The 26582-nt window shown below is 59.0% G+C and carries 22 protein-coding genes, 1 tRNA gene and 1 riboswitch; of the genes, 5 read left to right on the top strand and 18 right to left on the bottom strand.

All coding sequences use genetic code 11. From position 1 onward, the window contains the following. Nucleotide 1 precedes the first annotated feature (1 nt). Entirely contained in the window at nt 2-697 is a 696-nt protein-coding gene (locus tag AAIL66_RS14725) for a hypothetical protein (RefSeq protein WP_343497067.1), read from the bottom strand. Between the two features lie 346 nt (nt 698-1043). On the opposite strand from AAIL66_RS14725, the gene AAIL66_RS14720 reads away from it, so the two are divergent. Next, nucleotides 1044-2015, top strand: a complete 972-nt coding sequence (locus AAIL66_RS14720) for a site-specific integrase (protein ID WP_343497066.1) — start codon at nt 1044-1046, stop codon at nt 2013-2015. A 52-nt stretch (nt 2016-2067) separates the two neighbouring features. Here AAIL66_RS14720 and AAIL66_RS14715 read toward each other — a convergent pair whose 3' ends face one another. The 8 genes from AAIL66_RS14715 to prfB all read right to left on the bottom strand — a co-directional run bounded on the left by AAIL66_RS14715 (nt 2068) and on the right by prfB (nt 11969). Then, entirely contained in the window at nt 2068-4122 is a 2055-nt protein-coding gene (locus AAIL66_RS14715) for a DUF3883 domain-containing protein (RefSeq protein ID WP_343497065.1), read from the bottom strand. 3 nt (nt 4123-4125) lie between these two features. Next, entirely contained in the window at nt 4126-4476 is a 351-nt protein-coding gene (locus AAIL66_RS14710) for a hypothetical protein (protein ID WP_343497064.1), read from the bottom strand. 240 nt (nt 4477-4716) lie between these two features. Then, complete coding sequence (locus tag AAIL66_RS14705) at nt 4717-5814, bottom strand: site-specific integrase (RefSeq protein WP_343497063.1); 1098 nt, start codon at nt 5812-5814, stop codon at nt 4717-4719. A 160-nt stretch (nt 5815-5974) separates the two neighbouring features. Further along, nucleotides 5975-6050, bottom strand: a tRNA-Thr gene (locus AAIL66_RS14700). 13 nt (nt 6051-6063) lie between these two features. Continuing rightward, nucleotides 6064-7086, bottom strand: a complete 1023-nt coding sequence (locus tag AAIL66_RS14695) for a class 1 fructose-bisphosphatase (RefSeq protein WP_003061245.1) — start codon at nt 7084-7086, stop codon at nt 6064-6066. 65 nt (nt 7087-7151) lie between these two features. Then, complete coding sequence (locus AAIL66_RS14690; protein ID WP_343497062.1) at nt 7152-8144, bottom strand: hypothetical protein; 993 nt, start codon at nt 8142-8144, stop codon at nt 7152-7154. Next, nucleotides 8144-10846: an aminopeptidase N gene (pepN, locus tag AAIL66_RS14685; protein ID WP_343497061.1), complete on the bottom strand. Its 2703-nt coding sequence runs from the start codon at nt 10844-10846 to the stop codon at nt 8144-8146. Before pepN ends, AAIL66_RS14690 begins: the two co-directional genes overlap by 1 nt. 18 nt (nt 10847-10864) lie before the next feature. Next, nucleotides 10865-11969, bottom strand: a protein-coding gene (gene prfB, locus AAIL66_RS14680) for a peptide chain release factor 2 (protein WP_100086375.1) whose coding sequence is annotated in 2 segments (ribosomal slippage) — nt 10865-11887 and nt 11889-11969 — 1104 coding nt in all. Because the reading frame shifts where the segments join, the coding sequence is not laid out codon by codon here. Between the two features lie 297 nt (nt 11970-12266). Here prfB and AAIL66_RS14675 point away from each other — a divergent pair. Further along, a complete protein-coding gene (locus tag AAIL66_RS14675) occupies nt 12267-14045 on the top strand; it encodes a methyl-accepting chemotaxis protein (protein WP_343497060.1) in 1779 nt (592 codons plus the stop codon). Nucleotides 14046-14303: 258 nt separating this feature from the next. On the opposite strand, the gene AAIL66_RS14670 is transcribed toward AAIL66_RS14675, so the two are convergent. The 7 genes from AAIL66_RS14670 to AAIL66_RS14640 all read right to left on the bottom strand — a co-directional run bounded on the left by AAIL66_RS14670 (nt 14304) and on the right by AAIL66_RS14640 (nt 21326). Further along, nucleotides 14304-15578: an acyl-CoA dehydrogenase family protein gene (locus AAIL66_RS14670; RefSeq protein ID WP_034358531.1), complete on the bottom strand. Its 1275-nt coding sequence runs from the start codon at nt 15576-15578 to the stop codon at nt 14304-14306. Between the two features lie 51 nt (nt 15579-15629). After that, entirely contained in the window at nt 15630-16715 is a 1086-nt protein-coding gene (locus AAIL66_RS14665; protein ID WP_343497059.1) for a phosphotransferase, read from the bottom strand. Nucleotides 16716-16969: 254 nt separating this feature from the next. Further along, a complete protein-coding gene (locus tag AAIL66_RS14660) occupies nt 16970-17689 on the bottom strand; it encodes a Crp/Fnr family transcriptional regulator (protein ID WP_034349335.1) in 720 nt (239 codons plus the stop codon). A gap of 325 nt (nt 17690-18014) precedes the next feature. After that, a complete protein-coding gene (gene thiE, locus AAIL66_RS14655) occupies nt 18015-18956 on the bottom strand; it encodes a thiamine phosphate synthase (RefSeq protein WP_343497058.1) in 942 nt (313 codons plus the stop codon). Between the two features lie 10 nt (nt 18957-18966). Beyond that, on the bottom strand, nt 18967-19770 hold the full coding sequence (locus tag AAIL66_RS14650; RefSeq protein WP_343497057.1) for a thiazole synthase: 804 nt from the start codon (nt 19768-19770) through the stop codon (nt 18967-18969). A 158-nt stretch (nt 19771-19928) separates the two neighbouring features. Continuing rightward, nucleotides 19929-20126 (bottom strand): sulfur carrier protein ThiS, encoded by a 198-nt coding sequence (gene thiS / locus AAIL66_RS14645; protein WP_003061260.1) that lies wholly within the window; start codon nt 20124-20126, stop codon nt 19929-19931. A gap of 105 nt (nt 20127-20231) precedes the next feature. Then, nucleotides 20232-21326 carry an FAD-dependent oxidoreductase gene (locus AAIL66_RS14640; protein WP_072248256.1) on the bottom strand — a complete coding sequence of 365 codons (1095 nt, stop codon included), beginning with the start codon at nt 21324-21326 and terminating at the stop codon, nt 20232-20234. A 63-nt stretch (nt 21327-21389) separates the two neighbouring features. Beyond that, a riboswitch (TPP riboswitch) is annotated at nt 21390-21551 on the bottom strand. 65 nt (nt 21552-21616) lie between these two features. Here AAIL66_RS14640 and thiD point away from each other — a divergent pair. Beyond that, complete coding sequence (gene thiD / locus AAIL66_RS14635; protein ID WP_034377683.1) at nt 21617-22489, top strand: bifunctional hydroxymethylpyrimidine kinase/phosphomethylpyrimidine kinase; 873 nt, start codon at nt 21617-21619, stop codon at nt 22487-22489. A 66-nt stretch (nt 22490-22555) separates the two neighbouring features. On the opposite strand, the gene AAIL66_RS14630 is transcribed toward thiD, so the two are convergent. Beyond that, nucleotides 22556-23029, bottom strand: a complete 474-nt coding sequence (locus AAIL66_RS14630) for an SH3 domain-containing protein (RefSeq protein WP_012838931.1) — start codon at nt 23027-23029, stop codon at nt 22556-22558. 123 nt (nt 23030-23152) lie between these two features. Between AAIL66_RS14630 and AAIL66_RS14625 the strand changes: the two genes are divergently transcribed. Then, a complete protein-coding gene (locus AAIL66_RS14625) occupies nt 23153-23920 on the top strand; it encodes an ankyrin repeat domain-containing protein (RefSeq protein ID WP_343497056.1) in 768 nt (255 codons plus the stop codon). Nucleotides 23921-23985: 65 nt separating this feature from the next. Here the strand turns inward: AAIL66_RS14625 and AAIL66_RS14620 are convergent, their stop codons facing one another. After that, a complete protein-coding gene (locus AAIL66_RS14620; protein WP_343497055.1) occupies nt 23986-25278 on the bottom strand; it encodes a cytosine permease in 1293 nt (430 codons plus the stop codon). Between the two features lie 403 nt (nt 25279-25681). On the opposite strand from AAIL66_RS14620, the gene AAIL66_RS14615 reads away from it, so the two are divergent. Next, nucleotides 25682-26578, top strand: a complete 897-nt coding sequence (locus AAIL66_RS14615) for a hypothetical protein (protein ID WP_343497054.1) — start codon at nt 25682-25684, stop codon at nt 26576-26578. Nucleotides 26579-26582 lie beyond the last annotated feature (4 nt).

Here is a 26582-nt window from a genome sequence, read left to right as displayed (position 1 = left end):
ACTACACAGTGAGCTGCAACGCATCAAATAACTCAGTATCCGTCGCATAGCTGAGGCTCAGTGCTTGAACTACAGCAGCAGGTATAGACAGTCGAGACGCCAAGCTGCAGGAGTCCGAACCGGCATCGCATGGATCGGGTAGCTCCAGCAAGCCAAGCAAGCTCAGACGGCCATCCAGCGCAGTATCGACAGCAGGCAGATCAACATGCCACCATGCAGCCAGCACACTGCGCATGGATGGAGGCGAAAGCTCAAGACCCGGCCACGCTGCGCCGCCATAGTTCAGATACGCACACAGCAGCCGCTGCCACTGCGCCGAAGACAAATAGAAGTGCATGCGTAGTCGCTCCAGATTGCGAGCCGCTGGTGCCACATCCACCGGCAGCGGTGGGCACGGTGCGGCCATCAAACGCTCCACGACCAGAGCAGGCGCCATCGGCTGATCCGGGGTCGATGTGCCAAGAAAAGCAGGCACTTCAAAGAAACATGGACTTTGCGAATGACCCAGCAGCGGCCAGTACAGCAGCTCCAGATCGCGTGACATGTCCGCCAGCAGCTCCGCGTTCAGCACATCCATCAGCAGCGGCAACAAGCGCTGCAGCAGTTGCATGCGGTGATGCCGGCGAAAAGCTAAATTGTTTGGCGAGTTCAAGCAAGCGATACAACAAGGGTTGAGATTAATAATCGCTGCACTCATATTGGATCACTGATATTTTCTCATGCTGCGCTGCACGATAAATAATACGTATTTATCTGCGCTTGATGGTATTATATCAATAATTAAAGAAAATTCTGAATTATTGGCATTTTTATGGATTCTAAAGCGATAGATGCATAAATAATGCAATGCATTCAGTGATCAAATCTGAATTGCAAGTTATTTATCACAACGGCTCATCTCCCCCAGCCATTCCTCAACGCCTGCAACGATATGCCTATCGCAGTGACTCACTTCGTCTGCACGTGCGTTGAAGCAGGTTGAGACCTAGTTAAATCCTAGGTAGCGATAAGTCACAGTTATCAATAATTAGATTGGAAATTTAATGAATAAAGAAAAATCATCAATTAACGAAAATGGTAAATTAGGATCGTTTAATAGAAAGAAATCAAATGGAGATAATAATTTCTGCACAATTCAAGAATATTTAGATGCTAGTCAAGCCAGTGCTACTAAGCGAGCCCGTGACTCTGACCTGCGGCATTTTTTTGCTCATGGAGGAGTTATCCCCTGCACACCCAAACGGTTAGCTAACTACTTGGCCGAGTCTGCGAATAATGGATTGGCTGTTGCCACGCTAGAGCGACGTATCACTTCAATCCATAGGGCTCACATGGATCAAAAGCTTATATCGCCAGCGCACAGCAAAATTGTCATGCAAGTTATGCAAGGCATACGACGGAAACTTGGTACTAAGCAGCGACAGGTGAAGCCGATGACTAAGAGGCATCTTTTGGCTGCAGTGGAAGCTATCAAGAAACACCATACATCTGTCCGGGCGGCACGTGATTGTGCATTGCTAATGGTTGGTTTTGCTTCGGCTATGCGCCGATCTGAGCTGGTTGGTATACGCATGGAGCACCTCACATACACACAAGCAGGACTGGAAATCGAATTACCTGTCAGTAAGACAGACCAGGAGCAAAACGGGCGAACTGTGTTCATTCCACGAGCCAGTGGCACTCACTGCCCAGTTACTGCACTGATACTCTGGATTAAGACCGCAGGTATCAAATCTGGGCATGTGTTCAGGTCCGTCAACCGCTACGATAGTGTTGGCAAGCAGGGGCTGACACCTCAGTCTGTGGCGCTCATTGTGAAAGCAGCTATGACGCAAGTGGGAGTTGATGCGCAGAATTTTAGCGGGCATAGCCTCCGAGCTGGATACTGCACCAGTGCTGCAGAGCAAGGACAGCATTCTTGGCAAATACGTATGCAGACTGGGCACAAGTCAGATGCTACACTGGCACGATATATTCGTTTTTCTATAAATTTAAATATAAAGAGTCTATTTTAATAAATAGACTCTTTCATTGGAATATTTTTAAGTGTTGATGAAATATCAAAAATTAGCTTAGGTTGAAAATTTCTGGGTTGTATGGATAGCTGCTGCATTCCCAAACCCATTGACGACACTGTCGCGTAAACTCTAGGTTTTTAACAGGGTCTGGTATGAAGTTGATTTCAATAGTATCTCGTTCTTGCCTAACAATTGCAAGAATATAAGATTCATTTTTCTGACGAGCGACAGCCTCTTCATTGCTTGTCATGGTGAAAGATTGGCTTGGCGTTTCAACTAGCTTCACTTCTACATAAATTTTTTCGCCTGCATGATTTTTACACTCAATATCATAGCCAATATTTTGTCGACTAACATCAGTGGCTATCCATCCATAGGATTCAAATATATTTCTAACTTGCTCTTCTGCTCCTCTCCATTTTTTTAAGCTGAGATTTGTATTCTTTTTTTTATGGGTTTTTTGAATGGAAAAATCATTAATGGAATGTAAAAATTCTTTTTTGCTTGGGATATTTTGTTGTGTGTTTTGGAGAGATTTTGTTAGTTGTGGTATTAATTTTTCTCCCATTTCACTTCCCGCAATGGCTTTTATTAGTCGTGAAAGACCTCCTAAACCAGAAGTGCGTTCGCTGACTAAGTCAATAAAACTTGAATCAAGGGTGAGATTTCTTTCCTTCAAGTGGCTAATTGATATGGTATTTTCATTTGAAATGAAAATGGGCCACTCTATATCGATTTCCATTGTGGTTATTTGCTTTGTTTCATGAAGCCTAATAATCTCTGAAACAATTTCAACACAACCTTGATTTGATATTTTTATGTTGACAAATGAACTAGATATATCTCTGAGCTTTACTTCCTTGGCCTCAAGAAATCTCATGAATCTAACAGCTTCATCTATTTCATTTACTGAACATGGTGCGACAGTAATTTTTGCGGATTCACAAATTTTTTGAAAATCAATGGTGTTTAGCCAAGAAGGCTTTATTGAGAATAGATGAATAAAATCTTTACACTCATTCTTGACTTCAGCTATGAGCTCAGAACTAAACGATTGCTTTTGCCATTTTTGCGTGCTGGGATCATTATTGGGTAATAATGATTTTAGCATTCCTGCGGGATCAGGTAGTGGGGCATTTTTTAAAATATGAAAAATTATTTTTGCAATTAATTTTGCAATTAAAGTTATTCCGGATTTTGTACGTTGGTCAAAAACAATTCGCGTTCTAGATGGATCAGTGCTTATATCTCCATTTAACTTTACACCCAATCCGGTTGACTCATGAGTTGGAAGAAATGCATGTACAACAGCATCTGTTTCCGATGCCTTTACGATTTTTCCAGAATTCGGGTCTTGCTGGAATGCGATGGAAACACCATTTTCGGCGGCTACAATCCAATTTCTCTGGAGAAATGCCGTTTCCAATTTGAAGATGGAGAATATATCGTTGATTTTATTCCGAGATACAGTAACGGACTCTTTTCGCTCTCCATCAAGTGATAGATTTCTAATATTTTTCAAAAACAGTAGCGATGATGAGTTGAACTCAACAAATTCTTTGTCGATAGAGTTTGCAATTAAATCATTAAAAATAAAAAAAGTTTTGTATCCGGAGGATAATAAATTATCTGTTTGGTCCACTATATTTTTTTTGACAATAGGGTCAATTGGGTGTGGAATCCTTAGTAAGGGAACTTTTGTCGCTTTCGGGATTTCGTTAAGCGTTAATTTTTTTGAGAAAGTTGTTTCAAGCTGCCCGCTTAAAATATGTATTTCCTGCGCTAAACTTACAACGGACTTGAAACCTATGCCTCTATACCCGATGCTATCTCCGCGCCTCTTGTTCGATGCGGCACTACGACATATAGAGGCTAAGTCTGAATCTGAAAATATTTTCCCATCATTGCAAACTATTAAATATTGATTATATTTCTTTACGAGAAAACTCGAAGACTCTGCATCGTCGGCATTTTGAAGAAGCTCAATAAATGATCTTGAATCATAGCTTTCTGCAACATAGCTCTCTAGCCCCGCAAGGTCTGAAATTAACTGTGGGGAAGAATTTGCTTCATCTAACAGAGCACTCCGAATTTTCTCTAGCATATATTAATTCTTCTTTGGGTAAACTCTAATCTTGGAAATGTTCGGGATCGAAATGTTTACACTTTCTGAGAAGGTGTCTAAACCGAAAAAATCGTCAGAATAAAATCTTGCTTCCGACGTTCCAATTATTCGATCTAAATCGTCATATGCAGCAAATACAACTATGATGTCCTGAGCAATTTGCGTGCCTGATGCGGAATGTATCTCTCCACGAACATCAACTGTCAGATAACTATCCTCGTCATAGTCATCGTCTAAGTCCATAAATGCCGAAATGCTTTTGAAATCTACCCCCAGTCGCTCTTCAAAAGCTTCAAGGCGCTCAATTTTTGATGTTAGGTCTATTTTTGCCATATGTTTTCCTTGGTTGAAGAAATTTGGTGCGAAATTAATATTTAATATCAGGATTATATAAATTAAGTAATTTTGAATGTATTTATTTTTAAATCATGATTAATTTTTTGTATCTATGAATTTTTCTCGTATTTATTTTTGGTATCTTTGCCTTGGATGATTTTTACGTCGCAATGTGGCTGCACCAAGACTGAGGGCTCGCTATTGAAGTTATTATGCATATATAACTGGCGACTAAAACTACAGTGCACCAAACTTTTTCGCGTTCATGCTACGCACTACCTCATCAATGTGGGACGTTGCCAAGTGGGAGTAGCGCTCCGTCATCTTGGTGGTCTGGTGGCCCAGTACTTTGCTGATGGATAGAAGGCTAGCGCCATTCATTGCTAGGTAGCTAGCGGTTGTGTGACGAAGGTCGTGGAAGCGGAACCCATCAACGCCCGCCGCTTGCAATGCAGAGCACCATGGCCTGCGAAGGTCGACGGGTTGATCTGCGTTCACAGTACCGGGGAAAATGAGTCCGGTCGCAGTCTTGGCTTGCAGGCTATCAAGCAGCTTTGTGCGGCGCTCTTCCAGCAGCTCCAGGGCAGGGGAGGTGAGCAGGACCGAGCGAGCTTTGTCGTTTTTGGTCTTGGTCAGATGCACGCGAGTAAAGCTTTGATCTGGTGCCGTATGAATGTCCTGCCAGCGCATGCCCATGATCTCGCCCTTGCGCATGCCAGTGGAAATTGCCAGAAGCACAACCAAATAAAGGTCGGTGTTCGGAGAGTTTTTGCATGCGTGCAGTAAAGCCTCTCGCTCGGCATCTGTCAGATAGCGGGTGCGTTCGTTCTTGACTTTGGGGCGTTGAACATTCTCGACTGGTGAAGACTCGCACCAGTTCCACTGCTTACGTGCCACATTGAACGCATGAGAGAGCGCCATCAAGTAGCGCAGCACGGTCGCCGGTGCAGGTGATTTGCCCAGCCGTGTCTTGGACTTTTTGAGCTTATCCATGCTCCGTGTCACAAGGTCTGTTGTGACTTCAGACAGGGCGTAGTGGCCAAGCTCATCAATCCACCATGCAATGTGCGTCTTGTGATCTTTGCCGCCGTTGGCTTTGTCGATCAGCACATTGTCGCGGTAGCGCTCCAACATCTCGCGCACGGTGTGCTTGCTGGCGGTGCTTTTGCGGATAGTCATGCCAGTACGGATATCGGTTTCCGTCTGGATGGCCCATTGCTTGGCGTCGGTTTTCCTCAGAAATGTCTTGGACTGAGGTGGATAGCCTTGGATACGGACTTGAGCTTGGTAGCTCACCTTGCCGTTTTGATCTTTTCGTTCGCGGATTGCAGCCATGGTGCATCTTGTGTGTGGTCAGCGAAATGTGACGGCACAAGAACTGGCTGGAGAGATAGCGCTACTGCGCAGCGTTGTTCAGTTGTGCCGTCTACTGTGACTTGAGTGTGACAGGAGACGACACTTTGAACAATCACGACTCGTAAGTCGTTGAATTTATTGGTGCCGGAGACATGAATCGAACACGCGACCTTCTCATTACGAATGAGCTGCTCTACCGACTGAGCTACACCGGCGATAAGCTATAAATTATAGCGCTTTTTCATCGGCTTCGAGGTGGTAGCTGGTCACGCGTTCCACTTCGTTCTTGGAGCCGAGGACGACGCTCACGCGCTCGTGCAACTGCGTTGGCTGGATGTCCAGGATGCGCTGGCGGCCGTTGGTAGCCATGCCACCGGCCTGCTCGACAAGCCAGCTCATGGGATTGGCTTCGTACATCAGGCGCAGCTTGCCGGCCTTTTGCGGCTCGCGCTTGTCCCAGGGGTACATGAAGATGCCGCCGCGGCACAGAATGCGGTGGACGTCGGCAACCATGGCAGCAACCCAGCGCATGTTGAAATTCTTGCCGCGTGGGCCGTCTGCACCAGCCAGGCATTCGTCCACGTAGCGCTTCACAGGGGCATCCCAGTGGCGCATATTGGACATGTTGATGGCGAATTCCTTGGTGTCTTCGGGGATCTTGACGTTTTCCTCGATGAGCACGAACGAACCTTGCTCGCGGTCCAGCGTGAACATGGAGACACCGTCGCCCACGGTCAGCACCAGGGTGGTCTGAGGACCGTAGATGCAGTAGCCGGCAGCCACCTGCTGGGTGCCGGGCTGCATGAAGTCGCTGTCGTGCACGCCAGGGTGGCCTTCAGGCTTCTTGAGCACGCTGAAGATGGTGCCGATGGACATGTTGATGTCGATATTGGACGAGCCGTCCAGGGGGTCGAACATCAGCAGGTATTCGCCCTGAGGGTAGCGGTTGGGCACCACATAGATGCCTTCCATTTCCTCCGATGCCATTGCGGCCAGGTGACCGCCCCATTCATTGGCTTCGATCAGGGTCTCGTTGGCGATGATGTCCAGCTTTTTCTGCACTTCGCCCTGCACGTTTTCGCTGCCGGCCGTACCCATGACGTCACCGAGCTCACCTTTGTTCACGGCAAAGCTGATGCGCTTGCAGGCGCGGGCCACCACTTCCAGCAGCAGGCGCAACTGGCCGGGGATGAGCCCGTCCACACGTTGTTGCTCGACCAGATAGCGGGTCAGGCTGATGTTTTTCTTCATGCTTCAACTCCTTGATATTCGATGCAAATCTGAAATGGACAGAAAACAGGGCAGGGCATCTGCCGTCATGGACGATGCCCCGCAGTGCGCTGCTCCAGTTCCGCCTGCAGCTCCTTGACGCGGGTTTGCTGCTTGCTGTCTTTCTGGTTCAGCGCGTATTGTTCATAGCGGGCCAGCCATAGGCGGGCCTGCGGTTCTTGCTTTTGCTCATGGGCAAGGACCATGAGCTGGAAATAGCTGTCGTAGACGGTGGCATGGTCTTGCGCCGCCTGCGCAATCTGCAGACGCTCCTGAAGATAGGCACCAGCCTGCTTCAGGTCGCCCAGCTCATAGCAATTTTGCGCAATATTGGTGAGCACACCGCGTATTTGCTGCAGCTTGCCCATGGCTTTGAGGCGTTCGCGCGCGACAGGAAGCAGTCGCTCGTTGGCTTGCCTGGCCGCGCGAAACCGCCCCAGTTCATGCAGCAGATAGCCTTCGTCCTCATAGACGCCGAGAATCTGCATCTGGCTCGGAAAATCCAGAGCCCGTGCAGGCCTCACGCTCTCGTCCCAGCGCATTTCGGCGGGCAGCCCGGCAATCTGCGGCAGCGGGTATTGAGCCTGAAAGGCTTTGACCTGCTTGAGCGCCGCTGCGTGATGCCCGGCATCTGCCAGCCAGCGGATGCTTGAGTAGCGCAGGAAAAAATGAGCGTATGACAGTTCAGGGTCCTGAGTGCCGGACAAAGCCGTCAGTGCCGTCTGCGCTGCTTCGGCTGCCTCTTTGGGCATGCCGCGGCGCGCATAGACGCTGGCCTGTGTGTAGTAGAGCCGGAAGATATCGCGTGCAGCGAACCCCGGCTTTTTCAACAGCGGCTCCAGCGCCTGCAGATCGGCACTCATGGCTCGCCCGCTGAAGCTGCCGCCTTCGCTGAAGACAGTGGCATAGAGGGGCGCAAAACGGGCTTCGAATCCCGCATCAGGCTTTGCTGCCTGAGTGCTCAGCGACATGCTCGCCGCAGCGACGGCAAGGGCCTTCATGCCCCGAGCCGCGTGTCGAGCAAGCATGTTCAGACCCATCAGTCCGCCAGAGCGCGGGTGATGACCTCGCGCACGTCGTTGGACAGATCGGGCTTGGCAGCCACACGGGCGATGGCTTCGCGGGCCGCAGAGCGGTAAGGCTCGGCCAGCTTCTTCCAGCGGTCCATCACCCGGGCCAGGCGGGAGGCCACCTGGGGGTTGAGGCCGTCGATCTCGATCACGCGATCGGCCCAGAACACATAGCCCGCCGCATCGGCGCGGTGGAAGGCGCCGGCATTGTTGCAGTAGCTGAAGATCAGGCTGCGTGCGCGGTTGGGGTTCTTGATCTGGAAGTCGGCATGCTTCATCAGCGCCTTGACGGCCGGAAGCACATCGCCGCCGCGATCGCTGGCTGCACCTTGCAGGGCAAACCATTTGTCCAGGACCAGTGCATCCTGCTTGAACAGCGCGTGAAAGCGCTGCAGCGCCTGCTCGGCCAGCGGGCTGGCACTGTAAACCAGGGCGGAGAGGGCCGCCATGCGGTCCGTCATATTGCCGGCATCCTTGCAGCGCTGGTAGGCCTTGCCGGGCCAGACCGTGTCGCCGGTGCGGGCTGCCTGCAGGCACAGCATGGACAGGGCGCGGCCCGCCAGCGCACGGCGGCCGGCGCTGACATGGTCGGGGCGGTAGGCACCGGTGTCGCGGTTGGCCTCCCAGGTGGTTTCCCACTCGGGCTGCAGGGCACTCGCGAGCTGCAAGATCATGGCTTCGCGCACGGCATGCACGCGCTGGGGATCGACTTCGGCCAGTTGCTCGGCGATATAGCTCTCGGACGGCAGCGTGAGCACCAGGTCCTTGAACGCCGCGTCCAGCTTGTCGTCGCGCAGCACGCGGCGCATGGCTTCGATAAAGGCTTCAGGCAGGATCTCGGCACTGGCGTCGCCGCTGGCCGCGATGGCCTTGAGGGCATAGCGCAGGCCCAGGCGCTGGCTGGCTTCCCATTGGTTGAACGGGTCGCTGTCATGGGCCAGCAGGGTCAGCAGATCGGCATCGCTGAATTCATGTTCCAGCACCACGGGGGCACTGAAGCTGCGCAGCAGCGAGGGCACGGGGGCTTCGCTCACATTGCTGAAGACAAAGCGCTGTTCGGCTTCGGTCAGCACCAGCATGCGGCTGGCGACTGCCTGGGCCGCATCTTCGCCTGGCAATTGCAGGGCGATGGGCTGGCCGCTGGCCGTGAGCAGACCCATTTGCACGGGAATGACGAACGGCAGTTTCTCGGCCTGACCCACGGTGGGCGCACAGCTTTGCGACAGCGTCAGCGTATAGGTCCGGGCGTCTGCATCATACTGGCCCACGGCCTTGAGCACGGGCGTGCCGGCCTGGCTGTACCAGCGGCGGAACTGCTGCAGATGCTGGGCCAGGGGAGAGCCGGGGTTGGCGTCGGCAATGGCCTGCGAGAAGTCGTCGCAGGTCACGGCCTGGCCGTCATGGCGCTCGAAGTACAGCTTCATGCCCCTGGCAAAGCCTTCGCGGCCGACCAGGTTGTGCTGCATGCGCACGACTTCCGCACCTTTTTCGTAGATCGTGACCGTGTAGAAGTTGTTGATCTCGATATAGCTGTCGGGGCGCACGGGGTGGGCCATGGGGCCAGCATCCTCGGGGAACTGCACGGTGCGCAGCACGCGTACATCGTCGATGCGCTTGACGGCGCGTGCCGAGGCCGTGCCCGCCATGTCCATGCTGAACTCCTGATCGCGGAAGACCGTCAGGCCTTCCTTGAGGCTCAGCTGGAACCAGTCGCGGCAGGTGACGCGGTCACCGGTCCAGTTATGGAAGTATTCGTGACCGACGACGGATTCGATATTGGCGTAATCGGTGTCGGTGGCCGTGGCCTGGCTGGCCAGAACATACTTTGTGTTGAAGATGTTCAGGCCCTTGTTCTCCATGGCGCCCATGTTGAAGTCGCTGGTGGCGACGATCATGAAGCGGTCCAGATCCAGGCTCAGGCCGAAGCGCGCCTCGTCCCAGGCCACGGAGTGCATAAGGGAGTTCATGGCGTGCTCGGTCTTTTCCAGGTCGCCGGGGCGCACATAGACCTGCAGCAGGTGATCGCGGCCGGCACGGCTCTTGATCTTCTGCTCGCGGGCCACCAGATTGCCGGCCACCAGCGCAAACAGATAGCTGGGCTTTTTATGCGGATCGACCCACTTGGCAAAGTGGCGACCGTCCTCCAGGTCGCCGGACTCCACCAGATTGCCGTTGGACAGCAGCACCGGGTACTGGGCCTTGCTGGCGCGCAGCGTGACGGTGTACATGGCCATCACGTCGGGGCGGTCCAGGAAGTAGGTGATGCGGCGGAAACCTTCTGCCTCGCACTGCGTGAAGAACGTGTCCTCGCTCACATACAAGCCCATGAGCTTGGTGTTCTTGATGGGGGCGCAGGTGGTGAAGATCTCCAGCTCCACGGGCTCGTTGCCCTCGGGCAGGTTCTCCAGCACCAGCTGGTCGCCATCCATCTTGAAGGAGGTACCACCGCCGTTGACCATCACCCGCGCCAGATTCAGCTCGTCGCCGTCCAGGCGCAGCGCCTGTGCCGGCACTTCGGGGTTGCGGCGTACGCGCATCTTGCTGAGCACGCGCGTCTTGGCCGGGTCCAGGTCAAAAGTCAGGTCCACCGTGTCGATCCACCAGGCCGGGGCCTCGTAGTCGGCACGGTAAATCGCGGTGGCCGGGGCTTGCCCGTCACGCAGTTGCAGCATATCGATTCCTTTCTAGGATCAGAGGCCTTGCTTGAGCGAGGCTTCGATAAACACATCCAGGTCGCCGTCCAGCACCTTCTGGGTGGCCGAGACTTCAACGTTGGTGCGCAAGTCCTTGATGCGGCTGTTGTCCAGCACATAGGAGCGGATCTGGTGACCCCAGCCCACATCGGTCTTGGTGTCCTCGAGCTTTTGCTGCTCTTCCATGCGCTTGCGCATCTCGAAGTCGTACAGCCTGGAGCGCAGGCGCTGCCATGCCACGTCACGGTTGCTGTGCTGCGAGCGGCCGTCCTGGCACTGCACCACGATGCCCGTGGGGATGTGGGTCAGGCGCACGGCCGAATCGGTCTTGTTGATGTGCTGACCGCCGGCGCCCGAGGCGCGGTAGGTGTCGGTGCGCACATCCGACGGATTGATGTTGATCTCGATGGAGTCATCGATCTCGGGGTAGACGAACAGCGAGGAAAAGCTGGTGTGACGGCCGCCCGAGCTGTCGAAGGGCGACTTGCGCACCAGACGGTGCACGCCGGTTTCGGTGCGCAGCAGGCCGTAGGCATACTCGCCTTCGACCTTGATGGTGGCACTCTTGATGCCGGCTACGTCGCCCGGAGTCTCTTCTTCGACCGTGGCCTTGAAGCCCTTGCGTTCGGCGTACTTCAGGTACTGGCGCAGCAGCATGCTGGCCCAGTCGCAGGCTTCGGTGCCGCCGGCGCCGGCCTGGATGTCGATGAAGCAGTTGAGCGGATCGGCTTCGCCGCCGAACATGCGGCGGAACTCGAGTTCCTCGATCAGCGGCTTGAGCTTGGCGGTTTCGGCTTCGATGGTTTCAAGGCCTGCATCATCGCCTTCTTCCTTGCTCATCTCGAACAGCTCGGAATTGTCGGCCAGTTCGGTGGTGAGCTTCTCCAGGGTCAGCACGACGGAGTCGAGCGACTTCTTTTCCTTGCCCAGTTCCTGTGCCTTCTTGGGGTCGTTCCAGACGGCAGGGTCTTCAAGCGAGGCGTTTACCGTGCGCAGGCGTTCGTACTTGGCATCGTAGTCAAAGATACCTCCGGAGATCTGCCGTGCGCTCGGCCAGATCTTGGAGGGTGTTGCCGATAGAGTTGACGCGTTCTGCTTCCATGGTGAATCCGTTGTTCTTGCTGATAAATAAGGGCTGATTTTCTCATGCCGGACGGCTGTAAGGATGCAATGGCCTTCGAGAGGGTTTTTGAGTGCTTCATCGGGGTGTCTTTTTGAGCCCCGCTATGCCCCTGATACCACCATCGGTTTTATTCATGGATGCCGTTACTTGAAGTAACAAATACTGAATAGAATTCGCAGGCACGCGCAGTGTGTACGCGCTTTTCAGGCAGTTTTCCCTATTCCCCATCTCGCAGGTGCCAGACCTCGCAGGTCGCCCAGGCGCCCAATTCCCCCCATGAACTTCTTTCGCAACCTCAAGCTGGCCAACAAGCTGCTGGTGTCTTTTGTGCTGATCCTGCTGATCAGTGCGGTATCGGGCCTGTACGGCCTGGTCCAGATGGAGCGTGTCAATGCCACGGCCACCGATCTGGCGCGCCAGTGGCTGCCGGCGGCCCGCAACCTGCAGGACATGCGTTATCAGCTTCAGCGCTATCGCTCGCAGACCATGCAGCATGTGATGGCGCAGTCGTCCGAGGAAATGGCGGTCTATGACAAGAGCATGCCCAAGCTCTGGGACGAGCTGGTCCAGAACCAGCAGTCGTATGCCAAATACGTGAGAACCGACAAGGAGCGAGCCCTGCTGGCCGAAATCGGCGAGGAGCTCAAGGCCTATGCCGTGCAGACGGCCAAGGTGGTGGATCTGTCGCATCAGCTGCTCAACGATGAGGCCAGCGAAATCTTGCGCGGCGAGTCGCTCAAGATCAGCCGCGGCATCAATACACGTCTGGATGCTCTCAGCGAGATCAACTACCAGGCCACAGAGGAAACCAATCAGGCCGGCGATGACCTGTATGCCGCTGCCCGCTGGTGGGTGATGGCGCTGCTGCTGGGCTCCATCGTCATCGGCGTGGCGCTGGCGGTGCTGATCGCACGCTCCATCTCGCGTCCTTTGCAGTCGGCCGTTCAGCTGGCCCAGTCCGTGGCTGCGGGCGATCTGAGCGCCAGCATCACTGTGCAAAGCCGCGATGAAGTGGGCCAGCTGCTGCAGGCGCTCAAGGACATGAATACAAGCCTGCAGCGCATCGTGGGCCAGGTGCGCCAGGGCACGGACTCGATTGCCTCGGCCAGCAGCCAGATTGCCAGCGGCAACCAGGATCTATCCTCGCGCACCGAAGAGCAGGCCAGCTCGCTGGAGCAGACGGCGGCCTCGATGGAAGAGCTGACCGCCACCGTGCAGCAGAACGCCGGCAATGCCCAGCAGGCCAATCAGATGGCGTCTGCAGCGTCCCAGGTGGCCGTACGCGGTGGTGCCACCGTGGCCCAGGTGGTGCAGACCATGTCGGCCATCAACGAGTCCTCGCGCAAGATCGTGGACATCATCGGCGTGATCGACTCCATCGCCTTCCAGACCAATATCCTGGCGCTGAACGCGGCGGTGGAAGCGGCCCGTGCGGGTGACCAGGGCCGTGGCTTTGCCGTGGTGGCCTCCGAAGTGCGCACCCTGGCCCAGCGCTCGGCCGAGGCGGCCAAGCAGATCAAGCAGCTGATCGACGACTCCGTGAGCAAGGTGCAGGAAGGCAGCACTCAGGTCGACGAGGCCGGCAGGACCATGGATGAGATCGTGATGAGCGTGCGCCGTGTCACCGACATCATGGGCGAGATCTCGGTGGCCAGCCACCAGCAGACCTCGGGCATCGAGCAGGTCACCCAGGCCGTGACACAGATGGATCAGATGACCCAGCAGAACGCCGCCCTGGTGGAGGAGGCTGCAGCCGCGACCGACGCGCTGCGCAGTCAGGCCGCAGCGCTGGCCGAGACGGTGAGCTTCTTCAAGCTCGGCGCCCAGTCCGGTCTGCAAGCCACGCCGGCCCTGGCGCCTGCGGCGCTCAAGCCCGCGCCTGCCAGGGCTGCGATCAAGGCTGCAGCCCCGCTCAAGGCACCGTCGCCTGCGCTCAAGCGCCCGGCGATGTCGGCGGGGAGCAAGCCGCCGGTCCTGAGCCCCGCGAAAAGCGCAGCAGCGCCCCAGCCGCAAAAGGCGGCAACGGCAGACGATGGCGAGTGGGAGAGCTTCTAGGCCCGGTACGGGCGTGCGGTGCCGGGCCTGGTGCCGCTAGCTATGTTGCTATTTATTAAGAAGCTTCTATCGTATGTATTCATTGAATTTCAATATGTTTTGTATCTGAAATCCTTTGATATAAGGCGGTATAAGCTTCTTTGTTGATAGCGAGTAACAAGCCTGCCTTCGAAACAAAAACACCCCGCAGCCGTGGCTGACGGGGTGTTTTTGTTTCCGGGGAGCAGGAGCGGCGTGATCCGCTCCTGCCGCCTCGCATCAGCCGCCGCGCGTGATGGGCACTTCGGCGTTCTTGCCGTAGCTGCCGTATTTGCCCAGCTCCCATTTGGCGATCGCGTTGCGGTGCACCTCGTCGGGGCCGTCGGCAAAGCGCAGTGTGCGTGCTGCGGCATAGGCATAGGCCAGCGGGAAGTCGTCGCACATGCCGCCGCCGCCGTGGACCTGCATGGCCCAGTCTATGACCTGGCAGGCCATGCTGGGTGCGACGACCTTGATCATGGCGATCTCGGTCCTTGCCACCTTGTTGCCGGCCACATCCATCAGCCAGGCGGCCTTGAGCGTGAGCAGGCGCGCCATGTCGATCTTGCAGCGCGCCTCGGCAATGCGCTCCTGCGTCACGGTCTGCTGGGCCACGCTCTTGCCGAAGGCCACGCGGCTGCTGGCGCGCTTGCACATCAGCTCCAGCGCACGCTCGGCCAGGCCGATCAGTCGCATGCAGTGGTGAATGCGGCCCGGGCCGAGGCGGCCCTGGGCGATCTCGAAGCCGCGCCCTTCGCCCAGCAAAATATTGCCGACGGGAACGCGCACGTTCTCGAAATACATCTCCATGTGGCCGTGGGGCGCATCGTCATAGCCCATCACGTTCAGCGGACGCTCGATGCGGATACCCTTGGCATCGGCCGGGATGATGATCATGCTCTGCTGCGAATGCTTGGCCGCTTCGGGGTCGGTCTTGCCCATGGTGATGAAGACTTGGCAGCGAGGATCGCCGGCACCCGAGATCCACCACTTGTGGCCGTTGATCACGTATTCGTCGCCCTGGCGCTCGATGCGCGTGCAGATATTGGTGGCGTCGGAGGAGGCGACTTCGGGCTCGGTCATGGCGAAGGCCGAGCGGATCTTGCCTTCCAGCAAGGGCTTGAGCCAGCGCTCCTTGAGCTCGGCACTGCCGTAGCGGGCAATGGTCTCCATATTGCCGGTGTCCGGCGCGGAGCAGTTGAAGACTTCGGAAGCCCATGGCACACGGCCCATGATTTCGGCCAGTGGAGCGTATTCCTGATTGGTCAGGCCCGCGCCGTGGTAGCCCGAGGCTTCGGCGCTGTCCACGGGCAGGAACAGATTCCACAGGCCCGCGGCCTGGGCCTTGGGCTTGAGCTTTTCAATGGTTTGCAGCGGCGTCCAGCGCTTGCCGGCGGCCGTGTTGGCCTGCATCTCCTCGGCATACTCCTTTTCCGCCGGGTAGATGTGTTCGTCCATGAACTTGAGCAGGCGTTGCTGCAAGTCCTTGGTTTTGGGCGAGTAGTCGAAGTCCATGAGTGCTCCTTTTGTTGTGGGACGGTCTGATTGCGTGGTGGTGGATGAAAGTCAGGCGCGCTGAGCAAAGGACCAGGCCAGCTCCGCCATGGGGCGGGCGGTGTCGCCCGAGGCCTTGGCCTGGGCGCTGGAGGCCGTGCCGGCCTCGACACGCTTGGCAATGCCTTGCAGGATGGCGGCGATGCGGAACATGTTGTAGGCCAGGTAGAAGTTCCAGTCGCACTGCAGCGCCGCCACATCGGCAATGCCGGTGCGCTGGCAGTAGCGCTGGATGTAATCGTGTTCGGCAGGGATGCCCAGGCCTGCGATGTCCAGCCCCGCGATGCCGCGGCCCAGCTCGGCCGGTATATGCCAGCTCATGCAGTGGTAGCTGAAGTCGGCCAGCGGATGCCCCAGCGTGGACAGCTCCCAGTCCAGCACGGCGATCACGCGCGGCTCGGTGGGGTGGAACATCAGGTTGTCCAGGCGGTAGTCGCCATGCACGATGGAGACACGTCCCTCGTCACGTGCGCTGGCCGGCATATGGGCGGGCAGCCACTCCATCAGCTTGTCCATCTCGGGAATCGGCTGGGTGACGGAGGCCACATACTGCTTGCTCCAGCGACCGATCTGGCGCTCGAAGTAGTTGCCGCTCTTGCCGTAGTCGGCCAGGCCGCGCTCGGCAAACTTCACGCTGTGCAGGGCTGCGATCACGCGGTTCATCTCGTCGTAGATCTGGCCGCGCTCGGCAGGCGTCATGCCGGGCAGGGACTGGTCCCAGAGCACGCGACCCTCCATGAATTCCATGATGTAGAAGGCGCGGCCGATGACGGATTCATCCTCGCATAGCGCATACATATGCGGCACGGGCACATCGGTGCTGGCCAGGCCCTTCATCACGCGGTATTCGCGCTCGATCGCATGGGCCGAAGGCAGCAGCTTGGCCACGGGACCGGGCTTGGCGCGCATCACATAGCTTTTGCCGGGCGTGATCAGCTTGTAGGTGGGGTTGGACTGGCCGCCCTTGAACATTTCCACCTGCAGCGGGCCCTCAAAGCCCTGGACATGCCGGCTCATCCAGTCGGTCATGGCATTGGTATCAAACGCATGCTGATCGGAAACCGCGCGGGTGCCGACGAAATGCTCATAAGTGCTCATGCTGTCTCAGTCCTTTGTTCGATTTGTGATGGGCAAGGCGCAGCCCGCCACGCTGCACAAAAGTGCAGCGAGCGAATGCGTGAAAGGGGGAGAGTTGCCGCAGCACGCGGCAAGAGAGAAACGAAGGTGAAAACTGGCGCGATACCCGCCTGAGATGCCGAGCAAGAGCCGCCTCGCGGCGATGGCATCGTCCCCCTCCCGCAAGCGCAGCGAAGCGAGAGAGGGGGAAGCGGCAAAGCCGCTCAGGGGGTGAATCAGTGGTCGGTGTCTGCAATACGCAGCAGCGTCACCCGGTCGCGCACGATGAGGCCACCCGGTTCGATGCGAATGACTTCCTCGCGCTCCATGGATTTGAGTTCCTGGTTCACGCGCTGGCGCGAGGCGCCCAGCAACTGCGCCAGCTCCTCCTGCGCCAGATGCAGGCCGATGCGGATCTCGTTGCTGTCCGACAGGCTCATCACGCCATAGCTGCGCGTCAGGTGCAACAGCTGCTTGGCCAGGCGCGCGCGTAGCGGCAAGGTGTTGAGGTCTTCCACCAGACCGTAGAGCTGACGTACTCGGCGTGCATTGAGGCGCAAGATCGCTTCGGAAAACTCCACATGCTCTGCCAGAATGCGCTTGAAGTCCGCCTTGGATACGCACAGCAGCGTGGTCTCGCCATGTGCATAGGCGTCGTGCGTGCGCTTGTCGCCATCCAGAATCGCCACATCCCCGAACCAGATGCCCGGCTCCACATAGGTCAGCGTGATCTGCTTGCCCGTGATGGAGGTGGAGCTGACTCGCACCGCTCCACGTGCACAGGCAATCCACTCCTCGGGCGGTTCGCCGCGAGCGCAGATGAGCATGCCATCTTTGTATCGTTTGACGTAAGCGCATCGAAGAATGTCGTGCCGCAAAGAGGGCGAAAGGGATGAAAACCAGCGACCAGAGTTGATCGCCTCACGTTCTTCCATACTAAGAATTGGCTCGTCCATGTTCTGTCTTATGCGTGACTGGTAACCGCCCCATTGTCGCGTGTGGGACCGGCTGTGCCGCAACTGCGGGACTCAGGGTTGTCACCTGTGTGTCCGCTTCTAACGCGAAGAGGGCTTGCGCCGATCAAGAAAACCCAGCAGTCATGCGGGCTGCGGCGCGACGGAAAACAAAAATGCCCGCTGGCTGCGGGCATTCAGTCTTGTCATCTGCGGTATTTCATGCGCCGAGTTTTTCAGGCACGATGGATCTGTGGCTTTAAGTGAAAATAGCTGGTAGCTCTTATCTTTCAAGCGCTCCAAGCTATTGAATTAGTAGTGCGTGGATTCACGCAGCAGCTTGCATGCGCGCCAGCAGATGCTTGGCCGCAGCTTCCGGATCGGGGGCGTTGACCAGGGCGCGTACCACGGCCACCGAGCCCACGCCCGTGGCACGCACGGCGGGGAACAGGTCCTCGGAAATGCCGCCAATCGCCACCAGCGGGTATTGCTGCATCAGCCGCACATAGGCCGCCAGCCGCGCCAGTCCTTGCGGGGCTGTCGCCATCTTCTTGAGCGTGGTGGGAAAGACCGCGCCCAGGGCGATATAGCTGGGCTGGACCGCATGGGCTCGCACCATCTCGGCGTAGCCATGGGTGGAGACGCCCAGGCGTGTGCCCGAGCTACGGATGGTCTGCAGATCGCGCTGGCCGATCACGTCCAGATCTTCCTGGCCCACATGGATGCCGTAGGCGCCTGCGTCCAGCGCGGCCTGCCAGTGGTCGTTGATGAACAGGCGTGCCTGCGTGCCCTTGACGGCATCAACAGCGGCCTTGACCTCTTGTGCAACGGCGGCCCTGTCGCCGGACTTGAAACGCAGCTGCACCGTGGGCACACCCGCGCGGGCCATGCGGCCCACCCATTCGGCCGTGGGCAGCACGCCATACAGGCCCAGCTCGCGCGGACAATGGGCAAAGGCCAGGGCCGGGTCGGCCTTGCCGAGACCGAAGTCGCGTGGGTCGTCGGGCCAGTGGGTGACATCGAACTGGTCGGTGCGCTCGCTCTGGCGCTGCCAGGCCTGGGCCAGAGTCTCAGCATCCACGGCGATAAAGCCCAGCTGGCTGCAGGCTTCCAGCGCGGCCAGATAGGCGGGCTCCTGGCGCAGCGCGGGCGGCACGGGCTGGGGCGTCAGCTCGACCGAGTTGGCATCGTGGTGCAACCGGGCGCCAAAATTGGCACTGTGCTGGTGGATGATGGCTTGCGCCAGGGCCTTGATTTCTGCGGAGTCCATGGGCCGGCCTTTATTCCTGATGCCAGAAAGGGGTGCCCAGCACGGGCGTGCTGGGCTGGGCGGCGTTCTGCTCCGCCATGGCGCCAGCGCGCCAGGCGGCGTGACCGGCATTGACGGCATCGGAGAACGCGCCGGCCATGGCCACAGGGTCTTCGGACAGGGCCACGGCGGTGTTCAGCAGCACGGCGTCATAGCCCCATTCCATCACGGTGCAGGCATGGGAGGGGCGGCCCAGGCCGGCATCGACGATCAGCGGCACCTTCAGGCGCTCGCGCAGCATCTGCATGGCATAGGGGTTGATGGGGCCGCGGCCGGTGCCTATGGGCGCGGCCCAAGGCATGATGGCCTGGCAGCCCACGTCGACAAGCTTTTGGCACAGCACCAGGTCGTAGGTGGTGTAGGGCAGGACCTGGAAACCGTCCTTGATGAGGATGGAGGCAGCCTCCACCAGGTTGAGCGTGTCGGGCTGCAGCGTGTAGTCGTCGCCGATCAGCTCCAGCTTGATCCAGGGTGTGTCGAAGACTTCACGCGCCATCTGGGCCGTGGTCACGGCTTCCTGGATGGTCATGCAGCCTGCCGTGTTGGGCAGCACGGGCACGTTGAGCTTGCGCAGCAGTTCCCAGAAGCTGGCGCCGGTCTCGGCCGCATTGCTGCCCTGGCGGCGCAGCGAGGCCGTGACCATGGCGGGCCTGGAACGCTCCACAGCCGCTTCGAGAATCGCGGGCGAGGGATAGCGCGAGGTGCCCAGCAGCAAGCGGCTTTCAAAACGTTGGCCGTAGAGAACCAGGGTGTCGTCGGTGGTTTTTGTATTCATGATTTATCTATATCTCTTGTCTTTGTACCGCAATGCGTGTGAAGCCCAGTGAGCCTCAAACAGACATGTGCCCAGTCAGTGACACCGAGCAAGAGCCGCCTCGCCGCGAGGGTGTCGTCCCCTGGGGGAAGGCGCGAAGCGACTCAGGGAGGTCATTCCTAGCCGCCTGTCACTGGAGAGATGACTTCCATCCTGTCGCCCTCGTTGAGCGCATGGTCGGCGTACTGCGTCTTGGGCACAAACACCGTGTTGACCGCCACGGCAAACGGGGGCTTGGCCTGCATCTGCGCCAGCGCATCGGCCACGGTGGCATGGGCTTGCAGCTCGGTGGCTTGCTGGTTGAGGGTGATCTTCATGGCATGAAACAGAAAATAAAGCGGGTGCTAAGTTAAACCTCTGCACGGCGGCGCTTGCGTGCGCAGGAGGTGCAAGTGCTGTGCGCCAAAGTTCGGGCTCGCGGCTCAGCCGCGATGCACGGCGACATCGAACTCGCGCGCCAGCGGCGAGTCGTTGCGGTCCACCAGCTCCAGCACCACGTCGAGCATGGCGGGCGAGATCATGAAGCCGTGGCGGTAGAGGCCGTTGACTTCCATGACGCGCGGCGTCAGCAGGCGCACGGCGGGCAGATTATCGGGCAGGGTGGGGCGGCACTGGGTGGCGATCTCCACAATCCGGCCTTCGGCAAAGCCCGAGTGCACGGTATAGGCCGCGCTCAGCAGCTCCAGCGTGGAGCGCACGCTGGCCGGCGACATATCGTCGGATTCGATCTCGGTCGCGCCAATCACGAACAGATGGTCTTCCTTGGGCGCGATATAGATGGGGTAGCGTGGATGGATCAGGCGTGTGGGGCGCTGCAGCGTGACTTCGGGCGCATGGATGCGCACCACCTCGCCGCGAATGCCGCGCAGCTGCTTCCATTGGCTGCGGGCACCCAGGCCCCGGCAGTCGAACACGAAGTCGGGCTGGCCGGCCGCGCCGGGACGGAAGTCGCCGACCTCGCGCGGGCTGTCCCAGTGCAGCTGCACGCCCAGGGCGCTGAGCTTGTCGACCAGCGCCGTCAGCAGCTGGCGGTTGTCGAGCTGGCCTTCGCCGGGCAGATAGACGGCCTGGTTGAAGCGTCCCTGCAGCGCGGGCTCGCAGTCCTGCAGCGCCGCGCCGGTCTTCTCCTGCATGGCCGGCAGGCTGGGGTTGATGCGCCGGTTTTTCTCCAGCAGGCCGAAAAAGCGTGCCGCATCGCCCTGATCCTGGCGGTGCCAGAGAATCAGCGTGCCGTTTTGCTGCAGAAACACATGCTGCTCGAGCTGAGCTATCAGCTCGGGCCAGCGCTTGAGCCCATGCTGGCCCATGCGCACCACGCCGGGCTCGGTAATGGCCGACTCGGCCAGCGGCGCCAGCATAGCAGCCGCCACGCGCGCCGCAGCACCATCGCCTTGCGGGCCATGGGCGTCATAGAGGTCGATGGCGTGACCGCGCTGGGCCAGGGCCAGAGCCAGCAGACGGCCCATGAGGCCGCCGCCGAGAATTGCGATCTTTGAAGAAGCTTGTAGCAATGACATGTGCAAATCGTTTTCCATCCGGACACAGGAACAGGGCCATGTGCAGGACAAAACGCGGCATGCCTTGCGGCTTGTGAAACTCCCCACGCCAGCATGACCTGGATCGGGTGCAGGGGGCACAGGGCACGGATGGTGCTCTGGTGCGCAGCCCGTGGCTGGCGCAGCCCCAGGGTGTTTCTCAGTCCGCACAGGCTGCTTGCCTGCGGGACACCCCTGTTTCGTCCGCTGGACATTACAGCACAACCGCAAACAGCACGCATTGACCATGCGCATGGGCGATAATTTTTGCCATGACAGTGATTGCTTCTTCCTCCATCTCCGGCGCCGCAAAAAAGCGCTATGCACGCGTGCTCTCCATAGCCGGCTCGGACAGCGGCGGTGGCGCCGGTATCCAGGCCGACCTCAAGACCTGTGCGGCTCTGGGCTGCTACGGCATGACGGCGATCACGGCCATCACCGTGCAGAACACGCTGGGTGTGACGGGTATTCACGGCATTCCGCTCGATACCGTGCGCGGCCAGATCGATGCCGTTGTGCAGGACATAGGCGTCGATGCCGTCAAGATCGGCATGCTGGCAACCCCCGATGTGGTGAGCGTGGTGGCGGATGCTATCCGTCGCCACGGTATCAGGAACGTGGTGCTGGACCCCGTGATGGTGGCCACCAGTGGTGACCGCCTGATCGTTCCCGAGACGGCACAGGCGCTGGTCCAGGAGCTGTTCCCGCTGGCGACGGTGATTACCCCCAATCTGGATGAAGCAGCTTTGCTGCTGGGTCGCAACATCGACGGCATTGGAGCGTTGGATGCGGCCGTGGCCGATCTGCTGGCCATGGGGGCGCCGGCCGTATTGCTCAAGGGCGGGCATCTGAGCGGCGATCTGGTCATGGATGTGCTGGGCCGGCAAGGCCAGCAGGTCGGCGACTATCTGCGCCTGCAGTCGCAGCGCATCGTCACCCATAACGGCCATGGCACGGGCTGCACGCTGTCGTCGGCGATTGCCTCCTTCCTGGCTCAGGGGCTGGCGCTGGAGGCCGCAGTGACCGAGGCGCGCCGCTATATTCTGGGCGCCATCGAGGCGGGAGCCGAGGTCTATACCGGCCAGGGTCACGGCCCCCTCAATCATGGCTATGCGCCGCGCGCGCAGCTGATCGTCGAAGGCTGATTGCCGGCACCCGCAAAAAAGGCCCGCTGCTGCAGGCCTTTGCTTTGGGTGTTCGTGTTGCAGGGCTTACCAGCCCCAGACCAGATTCTTGGCCACCCAGCCGCTCTGGCCGTTGCTGCGCTGCACCTGGGCCCAGCTGCCTTGCTTTTTCAGAGTCTGCAGCACCTCATGCTGCTCCAGCTTGCCCACGCGCTTGTGCTTCTGGCCGGGGCCGGAGCGCAGATTGGCTGTGCGCGCCGTCACCACCATATGCGGGCTCTTGCTGGTCAGCGGGGCGTGGACCCAGCCCAGCGTGGACTCATAGTCCTTGACGCGCAGCCACTGGCCCTTGCGCTGGGTGACTTGCAGCGGATAGCCCTTGCTCAGTTCCCAAAGGGTTGCGGAGCGGGTATTGGGCTGCTCGCGCACATTCACGGTCGTGCCCTTGATGCTGACAAATTCCTGGGCTTGTGCGAGGGCCGGCAGCAGGCCGGCGGTGAGCGCACCCAGCGCGATCAGGCTTGAAGTGGCGGCGGTGCGGATCCAGCGGTTGCAAGGCACGGGGCAGATTCTCCTTTTATCGATTGAAAACAGGCTGTAACCCCCATCGGACTTGCGTGGCTAGCTATAGTTCCTGTAGAAAGCTGACAGGGGCTGAACACCCGACAGCCATAAAGGAATGCCATGAAACAGCCAACCAGCGCCCATGGGCGTGCCTCGTTGACCACCCGATTGACGCTTGCATTGACGGCTCTGGCCGCCGCGACCCTGCTCACGGCCTGCCAGAGTAGGGCGTCGGCGAATGCAGCGGCTGCAACACCTGCCGCCGCTGCGGCGCCAAAAGCCGGGGACCCGCAGATGCCGGGCCAGCAATTGCTGGCCGCTGCCGCGCAGGGCGATGCCGTGGCGGTGCGCGATCTGCTGGCTGGCAACGCGCCTGTCGACGTGCAGGACGCCCGGGGCAATACCCCATTGCTGCTGGCCACGGCGGCCAACCATATCGAGGTGGCGCGATCGCTGCTGATGCACGGTGCCAGCCCCAATATCCAGAACCAGATGCAGGACAGCGCCTATCTGCTGGCCGGTGCGCAGGGCCGGCTGGAGATTGTGCGCATGACGATTTCCTATGGGGCCGATCTCAAGAGCACCAACCGCTATGGCGGCACGGCCCTGATTCCTGCCTGCGAGCGCGGCCATCTGGAAACGGCCCAGGCGCTGATCGCGGCCGGCGTGAATGTGAACCATGTCAACCGGCTGGGTTGGACCTGCCTGATGGAAGCCGTGGTGCTCAGCGACGGCGGGCCGCGCCATCAGGCCATCATCCAGACCTTGATCGACGCGAAGGCGGATCTGAATCTGCCTGACAAGGATGGGGTGACGGCCCTGGCCCATGCACGCCAGCGCGGGCAGAAGGCTGTGGTTCATATGCTGCAGGCGGCGGGCGCCAAGTAAGAACAGAGGAGATGGCTGCAGAGCCTTTCTACCGCGCGTGTGATGCTATTGCCTTTGAGTTTCAGTCAGGTGGCAACGGAGCGAGGCTGCAGCTGGCGTGTGGCGAGAGCCACCACAAAAGTCAGCGCCAGCGTGGGCAGGGCCGAGCCCAGGGCCGTGCTCACATAGGGCAGCAGGTGATAGAAGGCAATGCCCAGCACCCAGATGGTCACGGCATCCCAGCGCACGGCGGGCGCTTTTTGCATCAGTTGCACGGCATCGGTGCCAAAGGCCAGGCGACCCAGCATCACGCCGAACAGCGGCACAAAGCAGGAGCTGAGCAACAGCAAAAAAGGCTCCAGACTGTGCATGGGCAGCACCATGGCCAGTGCCGTGCACAGGGCCGCGATCAGCAGGCCCCAACGGCGAATGCTCCAGTGCGGTTGCAGGCTGTGGGCCGACATGGCACCCGAGTAGGCATCGCCATAGGCATTGTCCACCTCGTCGATCAGAATCAGCGACAGGGCAATCAGCCCGCCCTGGGCCAGCAGCAGGGCCGTGACCAGGTCTTCGCTGGGCAGGGTCAGGGCCACCAGCACGCCCAGGGAGTAGCACCAGATATTGGCCAGGGCAAAGCCGGTCCAGGCCCCCGACAGCGCGGACTTGCCGCTTTTGCCGTGGCGCGCATAGTCGGCCACCAGCGGCAGCCAGCTGATGGGCATGGCGATCACCAGATCGACGGCGCCGAGCATGCTCATGCCGCCTGCACCTTCGCGGGCCAGCAAGGTCCCGAGGCCGGTGGCGCCGGCCATTTTGAGGAATTGCCAGCTCAGCCACAGCAGCGAGGCAATCACCAGCGGCAAGGCTACGCGCGAGATGATGCGGCGCACCAGGGTGGTCATGGAGCCGCTCATCAGCAGCAGGATCACGCCACCCCAGAGCAGAGTGGCCAGCCAGGGCCAATAGGCAGCGCCCATGATGCCGCTTTGTTTGCCCAGCGCCACGGTGGCGTCACGCATCACCACCAGCTCGAAACTGCCCCAGCCCAGCAGCTGGATGATGTTGAGCACGATAGGCAGTCGTGCGAAGTGGCGGCCGTAGACGCTGTGCATCAGCCCTGCACTGGACAGGCCGCTGTCGCAGCCCAGCTTGCCCACCCAACCCAGTAGACCGGCACCGATCAGCGAGCCGATGGCTATCGCGATCAGCGCATGTAGCGGGCTGAGCGCAGGCAGCAGATAGGCTCCCATCTGCATGACCAGCAGGCCCACGCCCAGGCTGAACCACAGCGAGGCATGGTCGCGCCAGGCAAAGACGCGCTCCTTAGCCGTCACCGGGGCCAGGGCCCGATTGGCCGATGTGGAAGAAGATGAATTCATGAATGCTCCGCCAGAAAAACGAAGCAGGGGCCGCATGGTTTGCGCGGCGAGCCAGCAAAGACATGGCCAGTCGCGGTCTGACACCTTGGACAGCTTCCCTGCGCGAGGATGATCTCGGGCAAGCGGTCGTCAAGACACCGCTTGCGCAATCAGGTTCAAAGGGACTCTCTCAGCCCTGACCGGTCATGGTCAGGACACCCCCAGCATTGCTGCCTGCCTTGGGCCGCAGCGAGCGCGATTGTGCCAGACATGCCGCGTCGGGGCAGAACTGCAGCGCAAAGCTGTGTTGCAAATGCTTGCAAATCAGAGTGCCTGTCTTGACCCCGTTGCGTCTGCTGCTGCGTTTCAGCCTCCGACAAGTTTGTTTCAGCCGCTGTGGCTGTACCTTGAGGAGGCCTTGTCTATGTTGTCTGTCCGTATCGAACCCTCGGTTCCAGGTTTCTTGCTGTCGCGCGGCCGTTTGCTGCGCGCTTCGCTGCTCTGCGCTGTCGCGATGGTGGCCGCCGCGCCGGCCTCGGCCTGGACGCGCGGCAACCACAAGCTGGCCCAGGTCAGCATCATCGAACGTGCCACGGGCCGGGTACTGCCCCAGTACAGTCACGAGGGAGAGCTGTGGGTGGTGGGCCGCCCCGGTGCCAATTACGCGGTGCGCATCCGCAACTTCGAGAGCCGCCGCATCATGGGCGTCATCAGCGTCGACGGGGTCAATGCCATCAACGGCCGCACGGCGAGCTCCCGCGCCGAAGGCGGCTATGTGCTGGATGCGGGCGACAGCTACGACGTGCGGGGCTGGCGCAAGAGCAATGACAACGTGGCTGCGTTCTATTTTTCCGAAAGCGATATGTCCTATGCCGCCAGAACCGGCAGGCCGCAGGATGTGGGCGTGATCGGAGTTGCGCTGTACCGCGAAAAGCTGCCCGAGCCTGCTGCCTACCAGGGGCCGCTCCATGAGCCGCAAGCGCAGGCCAGTGCCTCGGCGGCTGAATCTGCAGCGGCGGATGTCGCCGTGCCTCAGGCCGCCAGCAAGAGCCGCAGCGCCGAGCGCCGTGCGCCACAGGCCTCGCCGACCCCCTCGCTAGGCACGGGCCATGGCGCGGTGGAGCGCTCGCAAGTCACCCAGGTGGACTTCGAGGCCGATACAGACCAGCCCCGGCAGATGGTGCGCATCCGCTACGACAGCTATGCCAACCTGGTCGCCAGAGGCGTGATTCGCGAGCCTCATCCACGGCCGTCCCAGCCGCGCGCGCCCAATCCTTTTCCCGGGGACAACGGCTTTGTGCCGGATCCACCCCGCAACTGAGTTG

Source organism: Comamonas sp. F1-6, assembly GCF_039581415.1.
GTDB classification, from domain to species: domain Bacteria; phylum Pseudomonadota; class Gammaproteobacteria; order Burkholderiales; family Burkholderiaceae_C; genus Comamonas; species Comamonas thiooxydans.
The sequence above is the reverse complement of the archived record's forward strand: the minus strand, read 5'-3'. Positions and strand labels throughout refer to the sequence as shown.